Source organism: Bacillus sp. L_1B0_5, from assembly GCF_000836715.1.
In the GTDB taxonomy this organism is placed as follows: Bacteria; Bacillota; Bacilli; order Bacillales; family Bacillaceae_G; genus Bacillus_A; species Bacillus_A thuringiensis_S.
Genome location: NZ_JXIS01000048.1, coordinates 25,530 through 42,542, shown reverse-complemented (window position 1 = coordinate 42,542; position 17,013 = coordinate 25,530). Strand labels below are relative to the sequence as shown.

Sequence of the window (17,013 nt, the reverse complement as noted above, 5' to 3'; positions counted from 1 at the left end):
TTTCTTTTGTTCTTCTGCTTTCTTCTGCTCTTCTACTTTCTTTTGTTCTTCTGCTTTCTTCTGCTCTTCTACTTTCTTCTGTTCTTCTACTTTCTTTTGTTCTTCTGCTTTCTTCTGCTCTTCTACTTTCTTTTGTTCTTCTGCTTTCTTTTGTCCTTCCGCTTCAATTGCAACGTTTAATTGTTGCTGAAGAGCCTGAATTTGCTCATCGATAGCTTTCAAGCTAATTTCTTTCTCAATATAGTCACGTTTCTCTTTGATACTGCGAAAGCCTTCATTTACATATACGGACACTTGCTGCATCGACTCATCTTTATTTACCTTTAATTCTTCTTGTATTTGATTGTAAGGAGCCTCTATTTCAGTATATACATTTTGCAGAGCTTCCTTCTCAGCAACAATTTTCTCACGCCCTTGTTGCCATACAGAAATCGCCTGTTTTATTTCTTCAATAGAAGTTGCTTTCGATTTCCCCTTCATCGTTCCATACTCACGCTCAATAAACTGTTTATGTTTCTCAGATTGCTCTTTTAACGTATTAACTGTTTTCGGAAATATAATTGCTGTAGAAAGCGTCGCTTCCACTTTCGTTTCATGAATGAACGCCGCTTCTGTATGCGTCATAATTTGAGATCCTAAATAAAACGTAATAGAACACATACACGGCAATATAAGCATCTTTTTAAAATTCCGCGGTCTTTTCAGCATCTTAATCTCCCCCATCGAACATTACGTTCTTTATACAGAACATTATCTATATTATAGTAAAGAACTATTAAAATTGATAGACAAATACTAGAAAAATAGAAAAAGGGCTATCCATGTGATAGCCCTTTTTGTTATTATCTTTCTTCACCTGCTGTTTGTTGTGCATCAAACGTCCAATTTAATTGTAACTTATCGCCTTGGAATTGATTTTGATCTTTTCCATTATCAACGAACTCAAATTTCACTTTGAATTTATCAGATTTACCTGCTGAAATACCTTTTTCATCCCAGAACCAAGCCGATAAATCATTATCTACAGCTGTAAGTGTGTCACCTTTTAATTTATCTAAAGTAGTTTGTTTCACAATTGTCTCATGCTTATCTACATTTTTTAAGAATGTTACTTTAATATGTTTACCAAAATCATCTTTATTATCTTTCTTTACATCTTCTACATTATAATCTGTTTTCAGTAGAACCTTTTTAATATCTAAAGAGCCTTTATTTTCTAGTTTAAATTCTTTTTCAATTGTATCCCCAGGTTTTAAATTCGATACGTTAACAACTGTTGATGGATTTAATGCTAAATCAAGTGTCCCAGCCGCAAATGTATTGTTTGACACTTCTTTATCACTGAAAAACGCAAATGTTCCTCCACCAACTAACGCTGCTCCTAGTACTGCTGATGTAATACCCATTCCTAATTTTTTCTTTAAAGTCATGTCCATATCCCCTTAATATATATATTTGTTAACTTCCTAAACGGAAAGTATAACCAAACGAACTAGACGGATTGTTCTACTTTTTTATCTTTCTTTTCTCCGTCAATGCTACGAATAGCCCCAAAAATAGAAATCGCGGAATAACCAAGTAAAAAGACTCCTGGAATAATAAGAAGTAATGCTGCTCCCGCTTTTGAATTCGCATAATTCAGTAAATAACCAACGTACGGAACTGTAATATCTGCATACTTTCCAACTACATTTTCTGCAAGTACTGGCTCTAAATCTGGTCCGTTGTTGTTATCCCCTTTTGTTTCATACATTACTTTTCCATTTGTATCTTTCACACCGATAATACGGTGAGTGATAATTTTTTGATCTTTCTCTTTAAAGGTAATAACATCACCTTTTTGATATTTAGAACCATCTTTGTTTGGTTCTATTGCAATGATTGATCCTGTTAAAAACGTCGGCTCCATTGATCCTGAAAGAACACTCTTAAATTGGTATCCCATCACTGTCGGATCACCACCGCTCGCTTTTGAAGAAATAACTACAAAAGCTAAAAAAACCATCAATGCAAATAAAACAAATGAGATTGCGTTGCTAATTACCTTCCAAATTAATTTCATCGTCTCTCTCCCTCTCCGTTGTTTTATATTATTTGAAGTATGCAATGTTCATTTTGTTCTTTAACAAGAACACAAGTAAATGATATAACGAACTTTAAGTTATTGCAATAAGAAAATTTACAATTATTAGTTAAATGTCTCTTTAGTATAAAAAAAGACTGTGACAAAATCTCTCCACAGTCTTTTTACTACTACGTTATTTTTCTTCTGTTTTCATTCCTTTTGTATTTCGGCGTAGCACTACATATAAAATGGCTCCAAATAATACAATCGCGCCTATCCCAACACTTATTACTTTCACATTTGACTCTTTTTCTTCAGATGCAATTGTATCTTTTTTAGGCATCGCAAAAGTGACATCTTCTGTTGAAAGAACATTTACCGTCGCAATTGTTTGATTATTTTTCGTAATATCAACTGCACCAACTACCTCACCACGATGTATTCCTTTATGATACAAAGATTCTTTATCTAATGAAGCTGCCCGGAAAATAGTTTTCACATTTTTCCCTTCATCTTTCTTAAGCATAAGTTCTGCACTTTTTTCCAACTCAGAACTAACATCTTTATTTAAATATGTTGTTTTTTGATGCCAATTATGTTTATCGAGCACTGTTTGCTTCGTAAATTGACCGAAAGAATAGTCCGCCATTTGCTTCAAATCTTCATAAATTTCAGGTCTTTGAGAAGCCATTACTACATTTATAATACGATTTCCATCTTTCTCATTTAATAAAACAAGTGTATTACGCGCTTCATTCGTAAACCCCGTCTTACCACCAATACTATATGGATTTTCAAAATAAGTAGATTTATTAAAAATAGACACCGTCTGGCTAGACGTCGTAACTGTCGTTCGTTTCGTATTCATCGCTTGTAAAATTTCAGGATATTTTTGCACACCTCTCGTAATCATAGCCATGTCATACGGCGTCGTATAATGGTTCGGATCATGCAATCCATTCGGTGTTACAAAGTGGCTATCTTTCGCCCCTAATTGCTTCGCTTTCTCATTCATCATATTGGCGAAATTCTCAACACTCCCGCCAATCCGCTCCGCAATCGCATACGACACATCATTCGCACTCAGCACCATTAAAATCATAAGCGCAGTATTTCTATTAATTGTCTCTCCAGGTTGAAACTCAATTTGATAATTACTCTTCTCTTGATCTAACGCTAATTGTGAAAATGTAAATTGATCCTCTGGCTTCGTATGCTCCATGAGTAAAATCGCTGTTAACACTTTCGTCGTACTAGCAGGAAATGCACGGTGATATGCGTTTTTGTCATACAAAACATCTCCTGTTTTCGCATCGATTGTCGTTGCAAACTGACTAAAAACATTCGGTCCTTCCACAGGTGGTGGTGCAACTTGTTCTGGATTTACTCCAATATTCGTCTCAGCACGCAATGTCATAGGTGTCAACAAAAACAAACAAATAACTGTAATAAAAACCAAAATTTTCTTAAAATTTACCATATGACTCTCCCTTTTCCATTTACTCCCCTAACAAAATAATAAATCTACCAATCATATGTAATTTGTATTAAACTGGAAGAATTTTCACTATTTTTTACTATATCATATTTTTACGATGAAGAACATAAATATACAATAAAAATAAGAAGGAATTACTCTTTCTTATCCTTCTCATCAATCAACGAATCTATTAACTTTTGACTAGCTTCCTCGGGCGTAATCTCATCCGTTATCCCCATAAACGACCAACCTTTAGAATCAACCCACTCAACAAACTCTTGTAAAAATTCATCATGTGTAACATCCACATCAAGAATCGATCCATTAATCGAAATCGTTCTATTTTTAGACACGCGCATCTTGAACGTTTTTCTTACCATTACAACTTTTCTCCCTCTACTTCTGAATATTTATAAAGTGAAACTTTCATCAACCCTCACTAATCGGACTTTTACGGGCAGCCCGACTCCAACCTAACTTCTTTACTTTTGCTGAATTTCGAGGTAAGGGATCTTACTGCCCGCAAATAGCGAGATAAAATAATCATGTATCTCTGTTATACATGATTTTCAGTAAATTGTAAAAAGGATATATTGGCCAATTTAAATAGCAAAAATGAAAATCTCTTACCTAAGTAAACGTAATACGACATACAATCGCTCATAAATTATTAAATAAATCCATAAAAATATACCCTTTAAAACATAATTGAGTAAGCCATTCTAGTCTTTTGGAAGATATTATCTAAAATAGTATACTAAACGGATAAAGGATATTTGAATACAGAAACTGAGCCTTTCTATTTAGCTGGACTCTTAAGTTGTAGACTTAGAGACTGATGCCGGAATTCATATTTAATTTCTATTTCTGTACATAATATCGTAAGAAAGAAGGTAGTACTGTGAAAACAACAGAAAATTTTACTGACAGGGCCGATATATATGCAAAATATCGCCCTAGTTATCCTAATGAATATATTGAGTACTTGCTTTCAGCTAACCAACTGAAAGGGAATCGGATTGTGGCTGATATTGGTTCAGGTACAGGGATATTTAGCCGCCAGCTGCTTGAAAGTGGTTTACATGTTATTGGAGTTGAACCAAATCATGATATGAGGAAGATCGCTGAGCAATCGTTAAAACTATATTCTCGTTTTCAATCCATAAAAGCAACTGCTGAAAATACTACTTTAAAAGAAAATAGTGTAGATTTAGTAACTGTTGCCCAAGCATTTCATTGGTTTGATAAAGAGGCTTTCAAAATCGAATGCCAACGAATTTTAAAACAAAAAGCAAATGTTGCTCTTGTTTGGAATAGTAGAGATTTAACTAGTCCACTTATTAAAGAGAATGCAGAAATTTGCCAGAAAACCTGCCCAAACTTTAAAGGCTTTAGCGGTGGAATAGATGAAAATCCAGAAGTATTTAACAGCTTTTTTAAAGATGGCAAGTATGAGTTTAAAGAATATCAAAATGATTTACTTTTTGATTATGAAGGGTTTTTGGGAAGAAATTTATCAGCGTCTTATGCTCCGAAAGAAAATGACGAACAGTATAAAAACTTTGTTTTTCTCCTATCAGATCTATTCGAAAAATACAGTGAAAATGGAAAAATTATTCTCCCGAATTTAACGCGAAGCTATCTAGGCAATGTATAAACAGCCTGATACAAAGAGACTTTGATCGAAATTAAAACAAGCCTAGCCCCTTCCTGAATGTAGAACGTGGTTAGGCTTGTTTTGCATTTTACCACATCAAATTCAAATGACTTTCGTACAATAAAGTAGAATATATTAGAAAGCACCTTAAACTGAGGAGGAACTCAATGGCGCGTTGTACGTATTGTAAAACGAAATGGAAAGTAAAAGATGTATGGTCGATACTCATGACATTTGAAAAAGATTGTCCGTATTGTTTTGGGAGGCAATATCTATCAAAGAAAACAGTGAACGCTATGCCAGAACTCATAAGCTTACCTTTACACTTCTTGTTCCCTTTTCTTGTTGATTTGAGTGATGAAGGTCCTTTGGATTGGTATCGGAAATAATATAACCTCTACATCCAAAGACTACTTTCTACTAAATTCGCTTCTCATCATTATCCCTTTATACATTACTATCATAATCGCTTATACTTTCCCTTTTGAAGATCCCGTAGCTCAGCATGAAGAGCGTCCCCTGAACAAGATTTATCAATTATGACTTTAATTAACGATGATATATTGTATACTGTTAAACATAAAAAGTTAGCATTAAGTTCCAATTAAATATTAATTGAAACCCAACACTACTTGTATTCTGAATTACAGAATACAAGTAGTGTTTTTTATTATGCATTTTTGCATACAGTATGATTTTTTCTTGTAAATAGATAATAATGGTATATAATAAAATCAACGTTTTACCAATAAAAGGTAATAAAGAGTGGTGGAATAAGCAAATAACCAAAACGTATTAACAGATTTGTTCTATGTAAATCATGATACATATATGGAATCAAAACTATGAAATTTTATGTAGAGGTTAGATTACTACAAGATGAAAGATTCATAGCGAATACACTCGAGGAAAAAAGCGTTCGATTAGATTAATGTTATAAAACTACTTAATGTGATATCTATGGAACGAATTGAGAATATACTTAGGGGGAATTTCAAGTGAAAACATTTGGTAAAGTATTATTAACAGGAGCTTTAGCTTTAGGTGGTTTAACAGCTATGAACATTGATACACCGAAGGCACATGCTGACGGAGCAAGCGAGTTCTGTCGTTATATTTGTGGTCCTAGCGAAACGTTGAATGGTGTTACAGTTCAAGTACACGCTACAGAATATAGCTTTGGTCAAAACGTAATTGCAAGAATTACAAATGAACGAGCTGAAGATATTCATTACAATGTCAGCATCGAGAAAAAATATGGCGATAACTGGGGAGAATATGATACTTTCTTCCATTGGCAAAATCAATGGGTTCCAGCTGGAAGTAATGATGAAATTTCTACTTTCACAGGATATGGCGAAAACATTTCAGACAATGGAACATATCGCTATAAAGTTGAAGTTGTAAGTGCTGACGGTTCTGTAGATACAATTTACACAGCAGGAATGACAGTTACAGGACGATAGCTCATGAACGAGCTCCATTATTTATGATTGTATTTTTGAAAATATCATTGATAATCGCGGTGATATTATTATTAAAATAAGCTCTTCGGGGCTTATTTTTTATATACAAATTGGAATGATAATATCCAGAAAATTACATCTTTACACTATTAAAGTTTGTTGCTATTATAGGAATACATCAAATGTTACAATATTCAATAAATTATACAAATCCTTCGATTACACGAATGAAATGAAAACACATTGCTGATCGTAATATTTATAGTTGGGATCCCGTAGCTCAGCAGGGAGAGCGCCACCTTGACAGGGTGGAGGTCGCTGGTTCGAGGCCAGTCGGGATCATAGGAAAAACCCCTTGATATTCAAGGGGTTTTCTTTATGTAGCAAATAAATGATTATTATTAAAACTAAATTCCCCCCCTACTTCTTGTCTTCATTTTGGAGAAAAACATAAATTATATCAATCATCGCTCTGCGTTGTTCGCCAGAACTCGATTCTTTACTCTCTTTTGGGATCTTTTTAAAGTTCTCTTTGAAAAATAGCTTAATACGATAATTTATATATAAAAATTATCGTAACAACAAAAAACTACATAGATTAACTATGTAGTCTTTTTAAATATGAATAAACCAATCTTATTTTTCCCCTAACTTGATTGCCCTTTTGATATTACTAAATGCGCCTTTACCATATAATAATACGCCACCGCGGTAAACACGACTCGTTAAACCAATCATCATACATATTGTTGCGATTAGAATCGCTAATGCAAGCGCAATCTCCCATACTGGGATATTGAGGAATCCAATTCGAACGAGCATAACAATAGGAGTAAAGAAAGGTATATAACTAGTAATGGTAACAACCGTGCTACTTGGATTTGACATTCCATAAAGTGCGATATATAAAGCAGCAATTAACATAAATGTTAACGGCATAACAGCTTGAGAAGATTCCTCTATACGACTAATAATAGAGCCGAGTAGACAAGATAATGAGCCATATAATAAGAATCCTAATGTGAAGAATAGAATCCCATACACCACTAAAGTAGGAGCAATAGAATTAAAATCAATACTGTTTAAAATATCATTTTCCGAATCATTAACTGATGTTTTATACCCAACAGTTGCGACCGAACACCAAATTATGATTTGCGTAATACCTGCTGATAATGTTGAAAATAGCTTCGCATATAAATGTTTGGTAGGCGAAATACTTGAAACAACTAACTCCATGACACGAGAAGATTTCTCTGTTGCAACATCTGTAGCTAATTGTGCAGCATACAATAATATCATTAAATAATTTAGCATGATAAAGGTATTAATTAAAATCCCTACACCCTCTGTATGTTTTCCATCTTTAACCTTATCTGATATAGTTTTGGTATGAATTTCTACTGGCATTGTTAACACCTTTAATTCATCTTGTGATAGATTTAATTGCTGCGCGAAATTAGAAGATTGTATTTGAGATAAAATCGTTTGAACCTTACTAACATCTTGCTGATTTGTATCTGTCTCAGTTATATACGTAGCCTTTAGTTGCTTATTATCCAATTCCTCTACAACGATTGCATATGTATAATTACCATCTTTAACACCTGATTCTGCTTTTTGTTTATCCGTACTATGTTTAACATGTATCTTACTATCGACATTTTTAAACACTTGTTGAATTGTTGTATATAATTCTTCTTTTTCTGTAACAACGACAACTTGCTCTTCCTCGTTACCTACAAAATAGTTATAAATTTTTTCAAAATTCATCATTCCTATAATTAACATAGAAATCATGATTGTAATAACAATATATGATGTAGCTTTTACCTTAGATTTATAGTTTTGTAAAAAAATCGTCCAGAAACTATTCATGCTGTGCACCTACTTTCTCAATAAAGATGTCATTTAATGTAGGTTCTTCTACTGCGAATTTTTTAACAAAACCTAATTTCGTTATCTCTTTAAATAAAACATGCGAAACTTCTTCATATGAAATTTTAAGAGTAACTGCATTTTTACGTTTCTTCATACTTTCTACACCTTTTATTTCTTTCAAATGATCAAAGTCATGATCGCCAACGATTACAACATTCTTTTTACCAAAGTCACTTTTAATTTTGGCAATATCTCCTTGAACAACAGGTACTCCTTTGTGCATGATACAAATGTGTTGGCATAACTCTTCCACATGTTCCATACGATGTGAACTAAAAAGTATCGACGCCCCTTGTTTTTGCATATCAAGAACAGCTTCTTTTAACATTTCAACATTTACTGGATCTAAACCACTAAATGGTTCATCTAAAATTAAAAGTTCAGGCTTATGTATAATCGCTGTTATCAGCTGAATTTTTTGCTGATTCCCTTTAGAAAGTTCTCCTACCTTTTTGTTCAGATGCTCAGTAATATTAAAACGCTCCAGCCAATAGTGAAGTTCTTTTTCTGCATCTTTACTTTTCATGTTCTTTAATTTTGCAAAAAAATTAACTTGTTCTTTGACAGTCATTTTCGCATAAAGCCCACGTTCTTCGGGTAAATACCCAATCTTATCCGTTACATCATAATTTATAGGCTTACCATTCCATGAAATGGTTCCGCTTGATTTCGATAAAAGGCCAAGTATCATTCGAAATGTAGTCGTTTTACCTGCTCCATTCCCGCCCAAGAATCCAAATATTTCACCTTTTGGTATCTCGATATTCAAATTATTCACTGCAACATGCTCGTCAAATTTCTTTGTTAAATCTTTAATTAGTAAACTCATTATCCACACCCTTAATTCTCAAGATGATTTATTTATACAATTGTATATCCATAGTCAACTACAATATTTTGCCCTCTAATGGCGTCACTCTTATAAGACATTAAAAATAAGATGACATTTGTAGAATCTGAATTTTCAACAAATTCACTATATGGAATCTTTTTTAATAACTTATTTCCTTCAATGGACTTCAAATAGCTTTCGTTATTATCGTTTATGCTATAGGACAGTGAATTGTATAACACTGTAATGATTCATTTTTTATCTTTCAAAAATGAATTATTACCAACAAATGTTATATTTCGCATTATAAGGTTAGCATAAGATTTTAAATATTTAATATGCAATTCTGCATATTTTAATACTCTCAATTATTTACATAGTGTTTGACCATCTTTATTTAAAGCAGCCCCCACATTTACAAAATTCACTTAAAACAAGAATTTGTTTATCCATACTTTTTCTATAATTTTTCATGGAAGAACTGAAATTAATTAGTACCCCTGTTAAACACCTAAATCTGATACTTAAACTAACTAATCTTCCTCTAATAAATTGTTGTCTTATTTAACTTCACAATTAATAGTATCCAGCAGGCATAGTCACAACATCTTCGTACACCTCCTCATTAAAGCTGAAGGAACACTAATTAAAATCTGGTCCAGAAATTTTACCTTTCTACGTTACAAGATCCGCATAAGAAAACATAGAATACAGTACCTCCTCTGTTACAACTAGCTTTATGTCTTGAATTCCAAAAACACAATATCTAATTTATATAATTAATTTCGTGAGTTCAAACCTCTCCAGGTTCATAAAAAAGAGACACCATATCAACCTTCTACGTGATATGGTGTCTCTTTTTTATCTCATTCAATTACTTCCCACCAAACATCTTCTCCAAAGACTTTGCATTGGCAAACAATACTTCTTTCAAGTTATCGTCAGCAACGATTTTATAGTCGCCATCTTTGTCTTTCTTTAAGTTCAATGTAACTTCGCGAGTTGCCATTGCTGCATCTTTATCCGTTAAGTTTTTGATGATAGTTGAGGTCATTGTTTTTTCGATCGCTTTTTCAGATTGTTCTTTGTCTTCGCTAAATGCGCTAGCGAAAGCCATTGGCATAACTTCTCCCACTGCTTTTGTTACAGCAACGGATAGATCAGCAGATGTAATTTTCACTTTCACTTCTGCTTTGTCATCCTTTTTCGATACTTCTTCTATCTTTTCAAATTTAAAGTTCTTTGTAATTGCACTTAGCATTGCTTTTGCCTCAGCATCATCTGTTTTTTCATTTAGTTTATTAAATTCCTTGTCACTCTCAACAAATGTACGAGCCTTTTCTACATCACCTTTTTGTATCGCTGTTAAAAATTCTTCTGTAGTATCTTTCGGATTTGCACACCCTGCTAAAACACCTGCTGTTAATCCTACTACCATCATTAATAGCAATAATCTCTTTATCTTTTGCACGCTCATTCTCCTCTTATCTTTTCTAGTAAGTCAGCATCATACAATATTATGAAACTGACATTACAAACATTTTTTAGTATAGCATTTATATGATTAATTTTCTATTAATTCCCAAAAGATAAAGGGCCTTGCAGCATTCCTACAAGGTCCCTCTTCTATCAATCTGTATCCGTAGCACAAATGAACCACATTTTCTGTTCCCTACTATCTAACACCATCCAAGTAACATCCCACGCAACATCGTAAAACCAATCTGTCCAAGGGCGATAGCTTTCGAACACTTTAATATCTTCGTATCGATCTTGGAACATATATTGACATACATTGACTGCTAATTGTTTTGCGATAACTGGTCGTTCCTTAAACCCTTCATATGCTCCGCCCCACAAAATTTGCGCAGCAATGCTACCATCAAGCATAACTGCCAGCTGCTCTTTAAAACGAAACTTATATTTGTCTGATGTATGTATTTTTAACTCTTCTAAGTTATTAATTATATCTAAAGAGTTGAAGATTCTTCTAAAGAAGTGCTCATATCCATCTTTCGAATGTGGTATTTCTTTAAAAAAATTTTCGTTATGCACTTTAAAACAGCTTATTATTGCTCCACCAATTAAGTTTTGTTCCTTAAACGTGTTTATAAGTTGCTCAACAGATGAGTCATTCGTGTCTATTTTTTCAAACGTTCCCTCTTTCCATCTCATAACGCCCACTACTCTCTATTAAAAATTTGTTTCTTCATTATAAATAGCAAAATAAAAACCAGCAACTTTAAGGTTGCTGGCTTAGCTCTTATTCATATTCGAAAAAACAATAACAACTGCTCCAAACAAATAATGCCCTACTACCATCCACATACTCCGATCAAAGATCATAAACGATAACCAAAGCGATATATTAATAGCAGCAAATAATAAATATAAAATGAAATCTCTCTTTTGTATTGCTCCTCTATTCATCAAAATGTAAGCGGCACCGATAGGAGGAAAAAGACAAATATTTTTCTTAACGACCACGGATACGAAGTTACTGTCTGCATATGAATCTCCTTTTCATCATAATACTTGCTTCAACATCGGCCTCACTACCCTATATTCATCACTATAAGTTTCCTTTATAATTAAAGGCTGGTAATCACTTTTTTCTTCCTCAATCATTGTGAATACTTCTGTTTTCTCTTGTAATGTATTAGATTCTCTATTTTTAGTAGGTTTTTTACTTGTTTTAATTTTCTTTGTTACTTCACCAAGTTTTTGCCCAACTTCTTCTACTTTGGCAGGTTCATTCGTTACGTGGTACTCCTGATCCTCCCATACTAATATAGGCGGCACTTGTTCTCGTTTGTTACATATTATATAAGTAGTACTAGCTACAAGTAGTAGACAAGTTAATAAATAGAAGATAGTTTTTTTATTCATATACTACACTCCTTATCTATCATTTCATTGGATTATATAATATAAGTTATTTATAGTAAATGGATTTAGTGGTAATTTTTAGGTTTAACAATAAAAAAACCTTACCGCAGTAAGGTTCCGTTTTTACATTCTATAGTGACCGACTTATTAAAACGATCATTACAATAATCGCAATAAACATAATAACTAAACAGCCGATCATTTTATAAAATCCTCGTTTCGTTAACGTCCCGCCTTGAACGTCTTTACGAATAAATAAGAATACAGCTAAAAATAATACAAGCCCAATGCCAAAAGCATACATCATTTGCATATGTTAATCTTCCTTTCTCTCTTCCATCTTAATATCTTTTTGCCAAAACAACAAATGAGATAAAGACGGTACTCATCGTAAGTGCCATAAGTATATTCAATAATTCAGTAGCAGATAGTGTAAGTATTTTTAAGTTTAAGCCGATAGAGAAAAGAAGATAATATGCTGTTAATGCAAAAAAGGTTACAAACATTCCTTTATAACGAATAAGTTTCATTCGCTCGTCTTTTTCTTTAAATTGCGGGTGTAAGTAGCTTAGGCAGAAACACATAACCATCATTGCAAGTAACGTATAAGTAGGACTTGGCGGTGCAGAATGCGTCATTATACCTGTTAATATCATAAATCCACTCATAAATAGAAAAATAACACCCATAATTACAAAGTACTTTTGTGAATAATTCATCCCTATTCCCCCTCTTCTTTTCCTTCATAAATAAATACATGTTCTATCGTTGTCTGAAATGTTTTCGCTATTTCAAATGCTAGCGGAAGTGATGGATCGTATTTCCCTTTTTCAATTGAGATAATGGTTTGTCTGGAAACCCCGAGTTTCTCAGCCAGTTTTTCTTGAGATAGTCCAAATTTCTTTCGGTATTCGACCATTTTATTTTCCAAGGAAATTTCTCCCTCCTCCCATATATCGAGTATATATGTAAAGTAAACTTTACGTCAAGGTTCCTTTACATTCATCCTAATCATTTTTCACTCTATTTATATAGAAGAAACTTGTTCGATTTCAGCACGTCTATTTTGTAATAAAACATGGAACACTGTATGTAATCGTTACTATATTTCCTCCTCAACTTTTTTTAAATTTAATATCTTCATATTTGTTTTATCCTTTTAAAATATTTCATTCTCTTCTTTATTAGATGAAATGTGTTATTGGTTTTACGGTGTTTTTTGGCATATTTATAGAAACTAACGGGTTATGAACCATTTTTTATGTTTAACAACTTTTTTTGTAGAAATCCTTCATTTTCCTTTCGATAGTTAACACTATCGAAATAAAGTTTACGCTCAATTCATAATTTTTTATTTTTTATACTATATTCCGTTATATTGTTGTATAATATCTATGAAAGCGCTTATTATTTCAATATACATAATTCAAACTAATTTTTATTAAAACATTCTAACTATTGTCCCTATATTTAAATGCAACAATTATAGCTATTAGTATAGGCATACCAAATATATCCACCCCATTTTTCTGTAAAATTACTTTATAAAGTGAAAGATTAACTTGGGTGATAAGTTATTGTGAATGTTTTTTTACAAAACAGATAAGTAATAGTGTTTGGTATTATGTAAATTATTGTAATAACATAAGAGTAAAGAAAACATTTACATTGATTATTGATTCATTACTTATTGAAAAAGAGCAAAATGCACCTTTGTATGGAAAAGGATTATATGCATTGGGAGGTTTAAACAAATGACGAGGAAGAATACAACGACAAACCCTTGGGCCAAGTTCCACGGTCCGAACCTTGGTTATGTTATTGAGCAGTATGATCTTTACGTAACTGGAGCAGGTTCTGTTGATCCGGAATTACAAGAGCTTTTTGAAATTTTTGGAGCTCCTTCGTTTCAAGATGATGTCGTAACAGGGGACAACACAGCAACACATTTTTCTCCTCAAAACACAGGTAACATTGAAAAGATTCTTAAAGTCGTTCAACTTGTTGAGCAAATTCGTTCTTTCGGGCATACGTTGGCTCACATTAACCCGATGGAAGATGCTGCAAATGGACAATCACTTCTTGAGAAAGCAATGAGTGAACTGAGCGATGCTGACTTGAAAGCGATTCCAGCGAAAACAGTATGGCAAGATGCACCAGAAGGTATTCACACTGCACTTGATGTAATTCATAGATTAAAAGACGTTTATACAAAATCTTTAGCTTATGAATTTTCTCATATACAAGATAGTGAAGAACGCGCGTGGTTGCATCAAATGGTGGAATCAAATTCATTGCGTCAACCACTATCAAATAAAAAACGAACTGCTCTTTTAAAACGTTTAACAGCTGTTGAAGGTTTCGAGCAATTCTTGCATAAAACATTCGTTGGGCAAAAACGTTTCTCTATCGAGGGCGTTGATATGCTTGTACCTGTTTTAGATGAAATTGTTCTAGAAGGTGCTAAGAACGGCGTAGAGGATGTCATGATTGGTATGGCTCACCGCGGTCGTCTAAGCGTACTTGCTCACGTATTAGAAAAACCATATAGTCACATGTTTGCTGAGTTCAAACATGCAAAAATAGAAGGCGCAGTAGCCAATTCTGGCTGGACTGGCGACGTAAAATACCACTTAGGTAGAGAACAAGTCGTTAGTAACGAAGAAATTAGCACTCGCGTGACATTAGCAAATAACCCGAGTCATCTTGAGTTCGTGAATCCTGTAGTCGAAGGTTTCGCACGTGCTGCTCAAGAGAATCGTAAAAAATCTGGTCTTCCAGATCAAGACACTTCAAAATCATTCGTAATTTTAGTTCATGGTGATGCTGCATTCCCTGGTCAAGGTATTGTATCTGAAACGTTGAACTTAAGCAGATTGAACGCGTATCAAACAGGCGGAACGATTCATGTTATCGCAAACAATGCAGTTGGTTTCACGACTGATAGCTATGATTCTCGTTCTACGAAATATTCAAGTGACCTTGCAAAAGGTTTCGATATTCCGATTGTTCACGTGAACGCTGATGATCCAGAAGCTTGTCTTGCAGCTGCTAACCTTGCGATTCAATATCGCATGTTGTTCCAAAAAGACTTCTTAATCGATTTAATCGGTTACCGTCGATATGGTCATAACGAAATGGATGACCCAGCGGTTACGCAACCACAAGTGTACAAAAAAATTAAAAACCACCCTACTGTAAGAGCAATTTACGCAGATCAATTACAAGCTGCTGGTGTTCTAAATGCAGATGAGGTTGAAACAATTACACAGTTTATACAAGAGCAATTAAAATCCGATTATGCACAAGTACCACCAGCTGATACGAGCGATGCAACAATTCACGTTAAAGTGCCCGATGTTGTTGCAAAAGGTATTCAACCAATCGATACTGGTATTGAACTTGACTCACTTCGTGCAATTAACGAAGGTCTACTATCTTGGCCAGAAGGATTTAACGTATATCCAAAAGTGAAGAAAATTCTTGAGCGCCGTAAAGATGCTCTTGAAGAGAACGGTAAAATTGAATGGGCACTTGCTGAATCGTTAGCATTCGCTTCTATTTTACAAGAAGGTACGCCAATTCGTTTAACTGGTCAAGATTCACAGCGTGGTACATTCGCACACCGTCATATCGTACTGCACGATACAGAAACAAATGAGACATATTCACCATTACACCGTTTACCAAACATTAATGCTTCATTCTCTGTTCATAACAGTCCGTTATCAGAGGCTGCTGTTGTTGGTTACGAATATGGTTATAACGTATTCGCTCCAGAAACTCTTGTTATGTGGGAAGCACAATATGGTGACTTCTCAAATACTGCGCAAGCATTATTTGATCAATATGTTTCAGCCGGAAGAGCAAAATGGGGTCAAAAATCTGGTTTAGTTCTTCTATTACCACACGGTTATGAAGGTCAAGGACCAGAGCACTCTAGCGCACGTCCAGAGCGTTTCTTACAGTTAGCTGCTGAGAATAACTGGACAGTTGCAAACTTAACGAGCGCGGCACAATACTTCCATATCCTACGTCGTCAAGCATCTATCTTAGGAACAGAAGCTGTTCGACCATTAGTACTGATGACGCCGAAGAGCTTGTTACGTCACCCACTTACGCTTTCAACTGCTAGCCAGTTAAGCGAAGGACGTTTCCAACCTGCTTTAGAACAAGAAAACCTTGGTATGAAACCAAATAAAGTAAAACGTCTTGTTTTAAGTACAGGTAAAATGGCGATTGACTTAGCAGCAGAAATCGAGTCTGGTAAACACGAGTACAGCTTAGACGAAGTTCATGTCGTTCGTATTGAGCAATTGTACCCATTCCCTGCTGAGAAAGTTCAATCTATTATTAAACGCTTTAAAAACTTAGAAGAAATCATTTGGGTTCAAGAAGAACCTCGTAATATGGGCGCGTGGCATTACATGGCTCCAATTCTGTTCGAACTTGCTGGAGATAAAGTGAAAACAGGTTACATTGGACGTCCTGATCGCTCTAGTCCATCTGGCGGCGATCCATTCGCACATAAAGCTGAGCAAGAGCTAATTGTTGCACATGCTTTAGATGTGAAGTATAACTTCCGTCAAGATAAACAAGAAATTGAAGTTTACAGCAACTAAAAAGTAATAATGAAGGTTTCTAGCTTGTTCCTTGGGCAGATATTCTGCCCAAGGCCCGGCT

18 protein-coding genes, 1 tRNA gene and 1 pseudogene are annotated in these 17,013 nt (G+C 34.2%); 5 read left to right on the top strand and 15 right to left on the bottom strand.

Annotated features, from left to right (window positions below; translation table 11 throughout):
• The 5 genes from RT27_RS16880 to RT27_RS16860 all read right to left on the bottom strand — a co-directional run.
• Positions 1-723, bottom strand: a 723-nt coding sequence (locus RT27_RS16880) for a DUF4047 domain-containing protein (protein WP_082044904.1), incomplete at its 3' end; no start/stop codon positions are given.
• A gap of 119 nt (positions 724-842) precedes the next feature.
• A complete protein-coding gene (locus RT27_RS16875; protein WP_000172852.1) occupies positions 843-1,430 on the bottom strand; it encodes a CalY family protein in 588 nt (195 codons plus the stop codon).
• 62 nt (positions 1,431-1,492) lie between these two features.
• Complete coding sequence (locus tag RT27_RS16870; RefSeq protein WP_000767802.1) at positions 1,493-2,062, bottom strand: signal peptidase I; 570 nt, start codon at positions 2,060-2,062, stop codon at positions 1,493-1,495.
• A 196-nt stretch (positions 2,063-2,258) separates the two neighbouring features.
• On the bottom strand, positions 2,259-3,545 hold the full coding sequence (locus RT27_RS16865; RefSeq protein ID WP_043936739.1) for a D-alanyl-D-alanine carboxypeptidase family protein: 1,287 nt from the start codon (positions 3,543-3,545) through the stop codon (positions 2,259-2,261).
• Positions 3,546-3,697: 152 nt separating this feature from the next.
• Complete coding sequence (locus tag RT27_RS16860; protein ID WP_000251856.1) at positions 3,698-3,925, bottom strand: hypothetical protein; 228 nt, start codon at positions 3,923-3,925, stop codon at positions 3,698-3,700.
• Positions 3,926-4,446: 521 nt separating this feature from the next.
• Between RT27_RS16860 and RT27_RS16855 the strand changes: the two genes are divergently transcribed.
• From RT27_RS16855 to RT27_RS16840, 4 genes are all read left to right on the top strand, one after another.
• The gene (locus RT27_RS16855) at positions 4,447-5,202 is read left to right on the top strand and encodes a class I SAM-dependent methyltransferase (protein ID WP_043936737.1); all 756 of its coding nucleotides are present in this window, start codon (positions 4,447-4,449) and stop codon (positions 5,200-5,202) included.
• A 167-nt stretch (positions 5,203-5,369) separates the two neighbouring features.
• Positions 5,370-5,591 carry a hypothetical protein gene (locus tag RT27_RS16850; RefSeq protein WP_043936736.1) on the top strand — a complete coding sequence of 74 codons (222 nt, stop codon included), beginning with the start codon at positions 5,370-5,372 and terminating at the stop codon, positions 5,589-5,591.
• A gap of 609 nt (positions 5,592-6,200) precedes the next feature.
• A complete protein-coding gene (locus RT27_RS16845) occupies positions 6,201-6,668 on the top strand; it encodes a hypothetical protein (protein WP_016082408.1) in 468 nt (155 codons plus the stop codon).
• Positions 6,669-6,937: 269 nt separating this feature from the next.
• Positions 6,938-7,010, top strand: a tRNA-Val gene (locus tag RT27_RS16840).
• Between the two features lie 294 nt (positions 7,011-7,304).
• On the opposite strand, the gene RT27_RS16835 is transcribed toward RT27_RS16840, so the two are convergent.
• The 10 genes and pseudogenes from RT27_RS16835 to RT27_RS16795 form a co-directional block, all read right to left on the bottom strand.
• The gene (locus RT27_RS16835) at positions 7,305-8,546 is read right to left on the bottom strand and encodes an ABC transporter permease (protein WP_043936735.1); all 1,242 of its coding nucleotides are present in this window, start codon (positions 8,544-8,546) and stop codon (positions 7,305-7,307) included.
• Complete coding sequence (locus RT27_RS16830) at positions 8,539-9,438, bottom strand: ABC transporter ATP-binding protein (protein WP_043936733.1); 900 nt, start codon at positions 9,436-9,438, stop codon at positions 8,539-8,541. The genes RT27_RS16835 and RT27_RS16830 overlap by 8 nt, the downstream gene beginning before the upstream one ends.
• Before the next feature lie 32 nt (positions 9,439-9,470).
• Positions 9,471-9,683: an SDR family oxidoreductase gene (locus RT27_RS33600; protein WP_231577691.1), complete on the bottom strand. Its 213-nt coding sequence runs from the start codon at positions 9,681-9,683 to the stop codon at positions 9,471-9,473.
• A 632-nt stretch (positions 9,684-10,315) separates the two neighbouring features.
• Positions 10,316-10,912, bottom strand: a complete 597-nt coding sequence (locus tag RT27_RS16825; RefSeq protein WP_043936732.1) for a DUF4878 domain-containing protein — start codon at positions 10,910-10,912, stop codon at positions 10,316-10,318.
• Between the two features lie 158 nt (positions 10,913-11,070).
• Positions 11,071-11,616 carry a hypothetical protein gene (locus tag RT27_RS16820; RefSeq protein WP_043936730.1) on the bottom strand — a complete coding sequence of 182 codons (546 nt, stop codon included), beginning with the start codon at positions 11,614-11,616 and terminating at the stop codon, positions 11,071-11,073.
• Positions 11,617-11,697: 81 nt separating this feature from the next.
• Positions 11,698-11,951: pseudogene (locus RT27_RS16815) on the bottom strand (hypothetical protein).
• Positions 11,952-11,967: 16 nt separating this feature from the next.
• A complete protein-coding gene (locus tag RT27_RS16810; protein ID WP_043936729.1) occupies positions 11,968-12,330 on the bottom strand; it encodes a hypothetical protein in 363 nt (120 codons plus the stop codon).
• A gap of 130 nt (positions 12,331-12,460) precedes the next feature.
• Positions 12,461-12,643, bottom strand: coding sequence for a DUF3976 domain-containing protein (locus RT27_RS16805; protein WP_001178297.1), 183 nt, complete (start codon positions 12,641-12,643; stop codon positions 12,461-12,463).
• A gap of 28 nt (positions 12,644-12,671) precedes the next feature.
• Entirely contained in the window at positions 12,672-13,049 is a 378-nt protein-coding gene (locus RT27_RS16800) for a hypothetical protein (RefSeq protein WP_043936728.1), read from the bottom strand.
• Between the two features lie 2 nt (positions 13,050-13,051).
• The gene (locus tag RT27_RS16795) at positions 13,052-13,261 is read right to left on the bottom strand and encodes a helix-turn-helix transcriptional regulator (protein ID WP_000428506.1); all 210 of its coding nucleotides are present in this window, start codon (positions 13,259-13,261) and stop codon (positions 13,052-13,054) included.
• Positions 13,262-14,084: 823 nt separating this feature from the next.
• On the opposite strand from RT27_RS16795, the gene odhA reads away from it, so the two are divergent.
• The gene (gene odhA / locus RT27_RS16790) at positions 14,085-16,952 is read left to right on the top strand and encodes a 2-oxoglutarate dehydrogenase E1 component (protein ID WP_043936726.1); all 2,868 of its coding nucleotides are present in this window, start codon (positions 14,085-14,087) and stop codon (positions 16,950-16,952) included.
• The last annotated feature ends 61 nt before the right edge of the window (positions 16,953-17,013 follow it).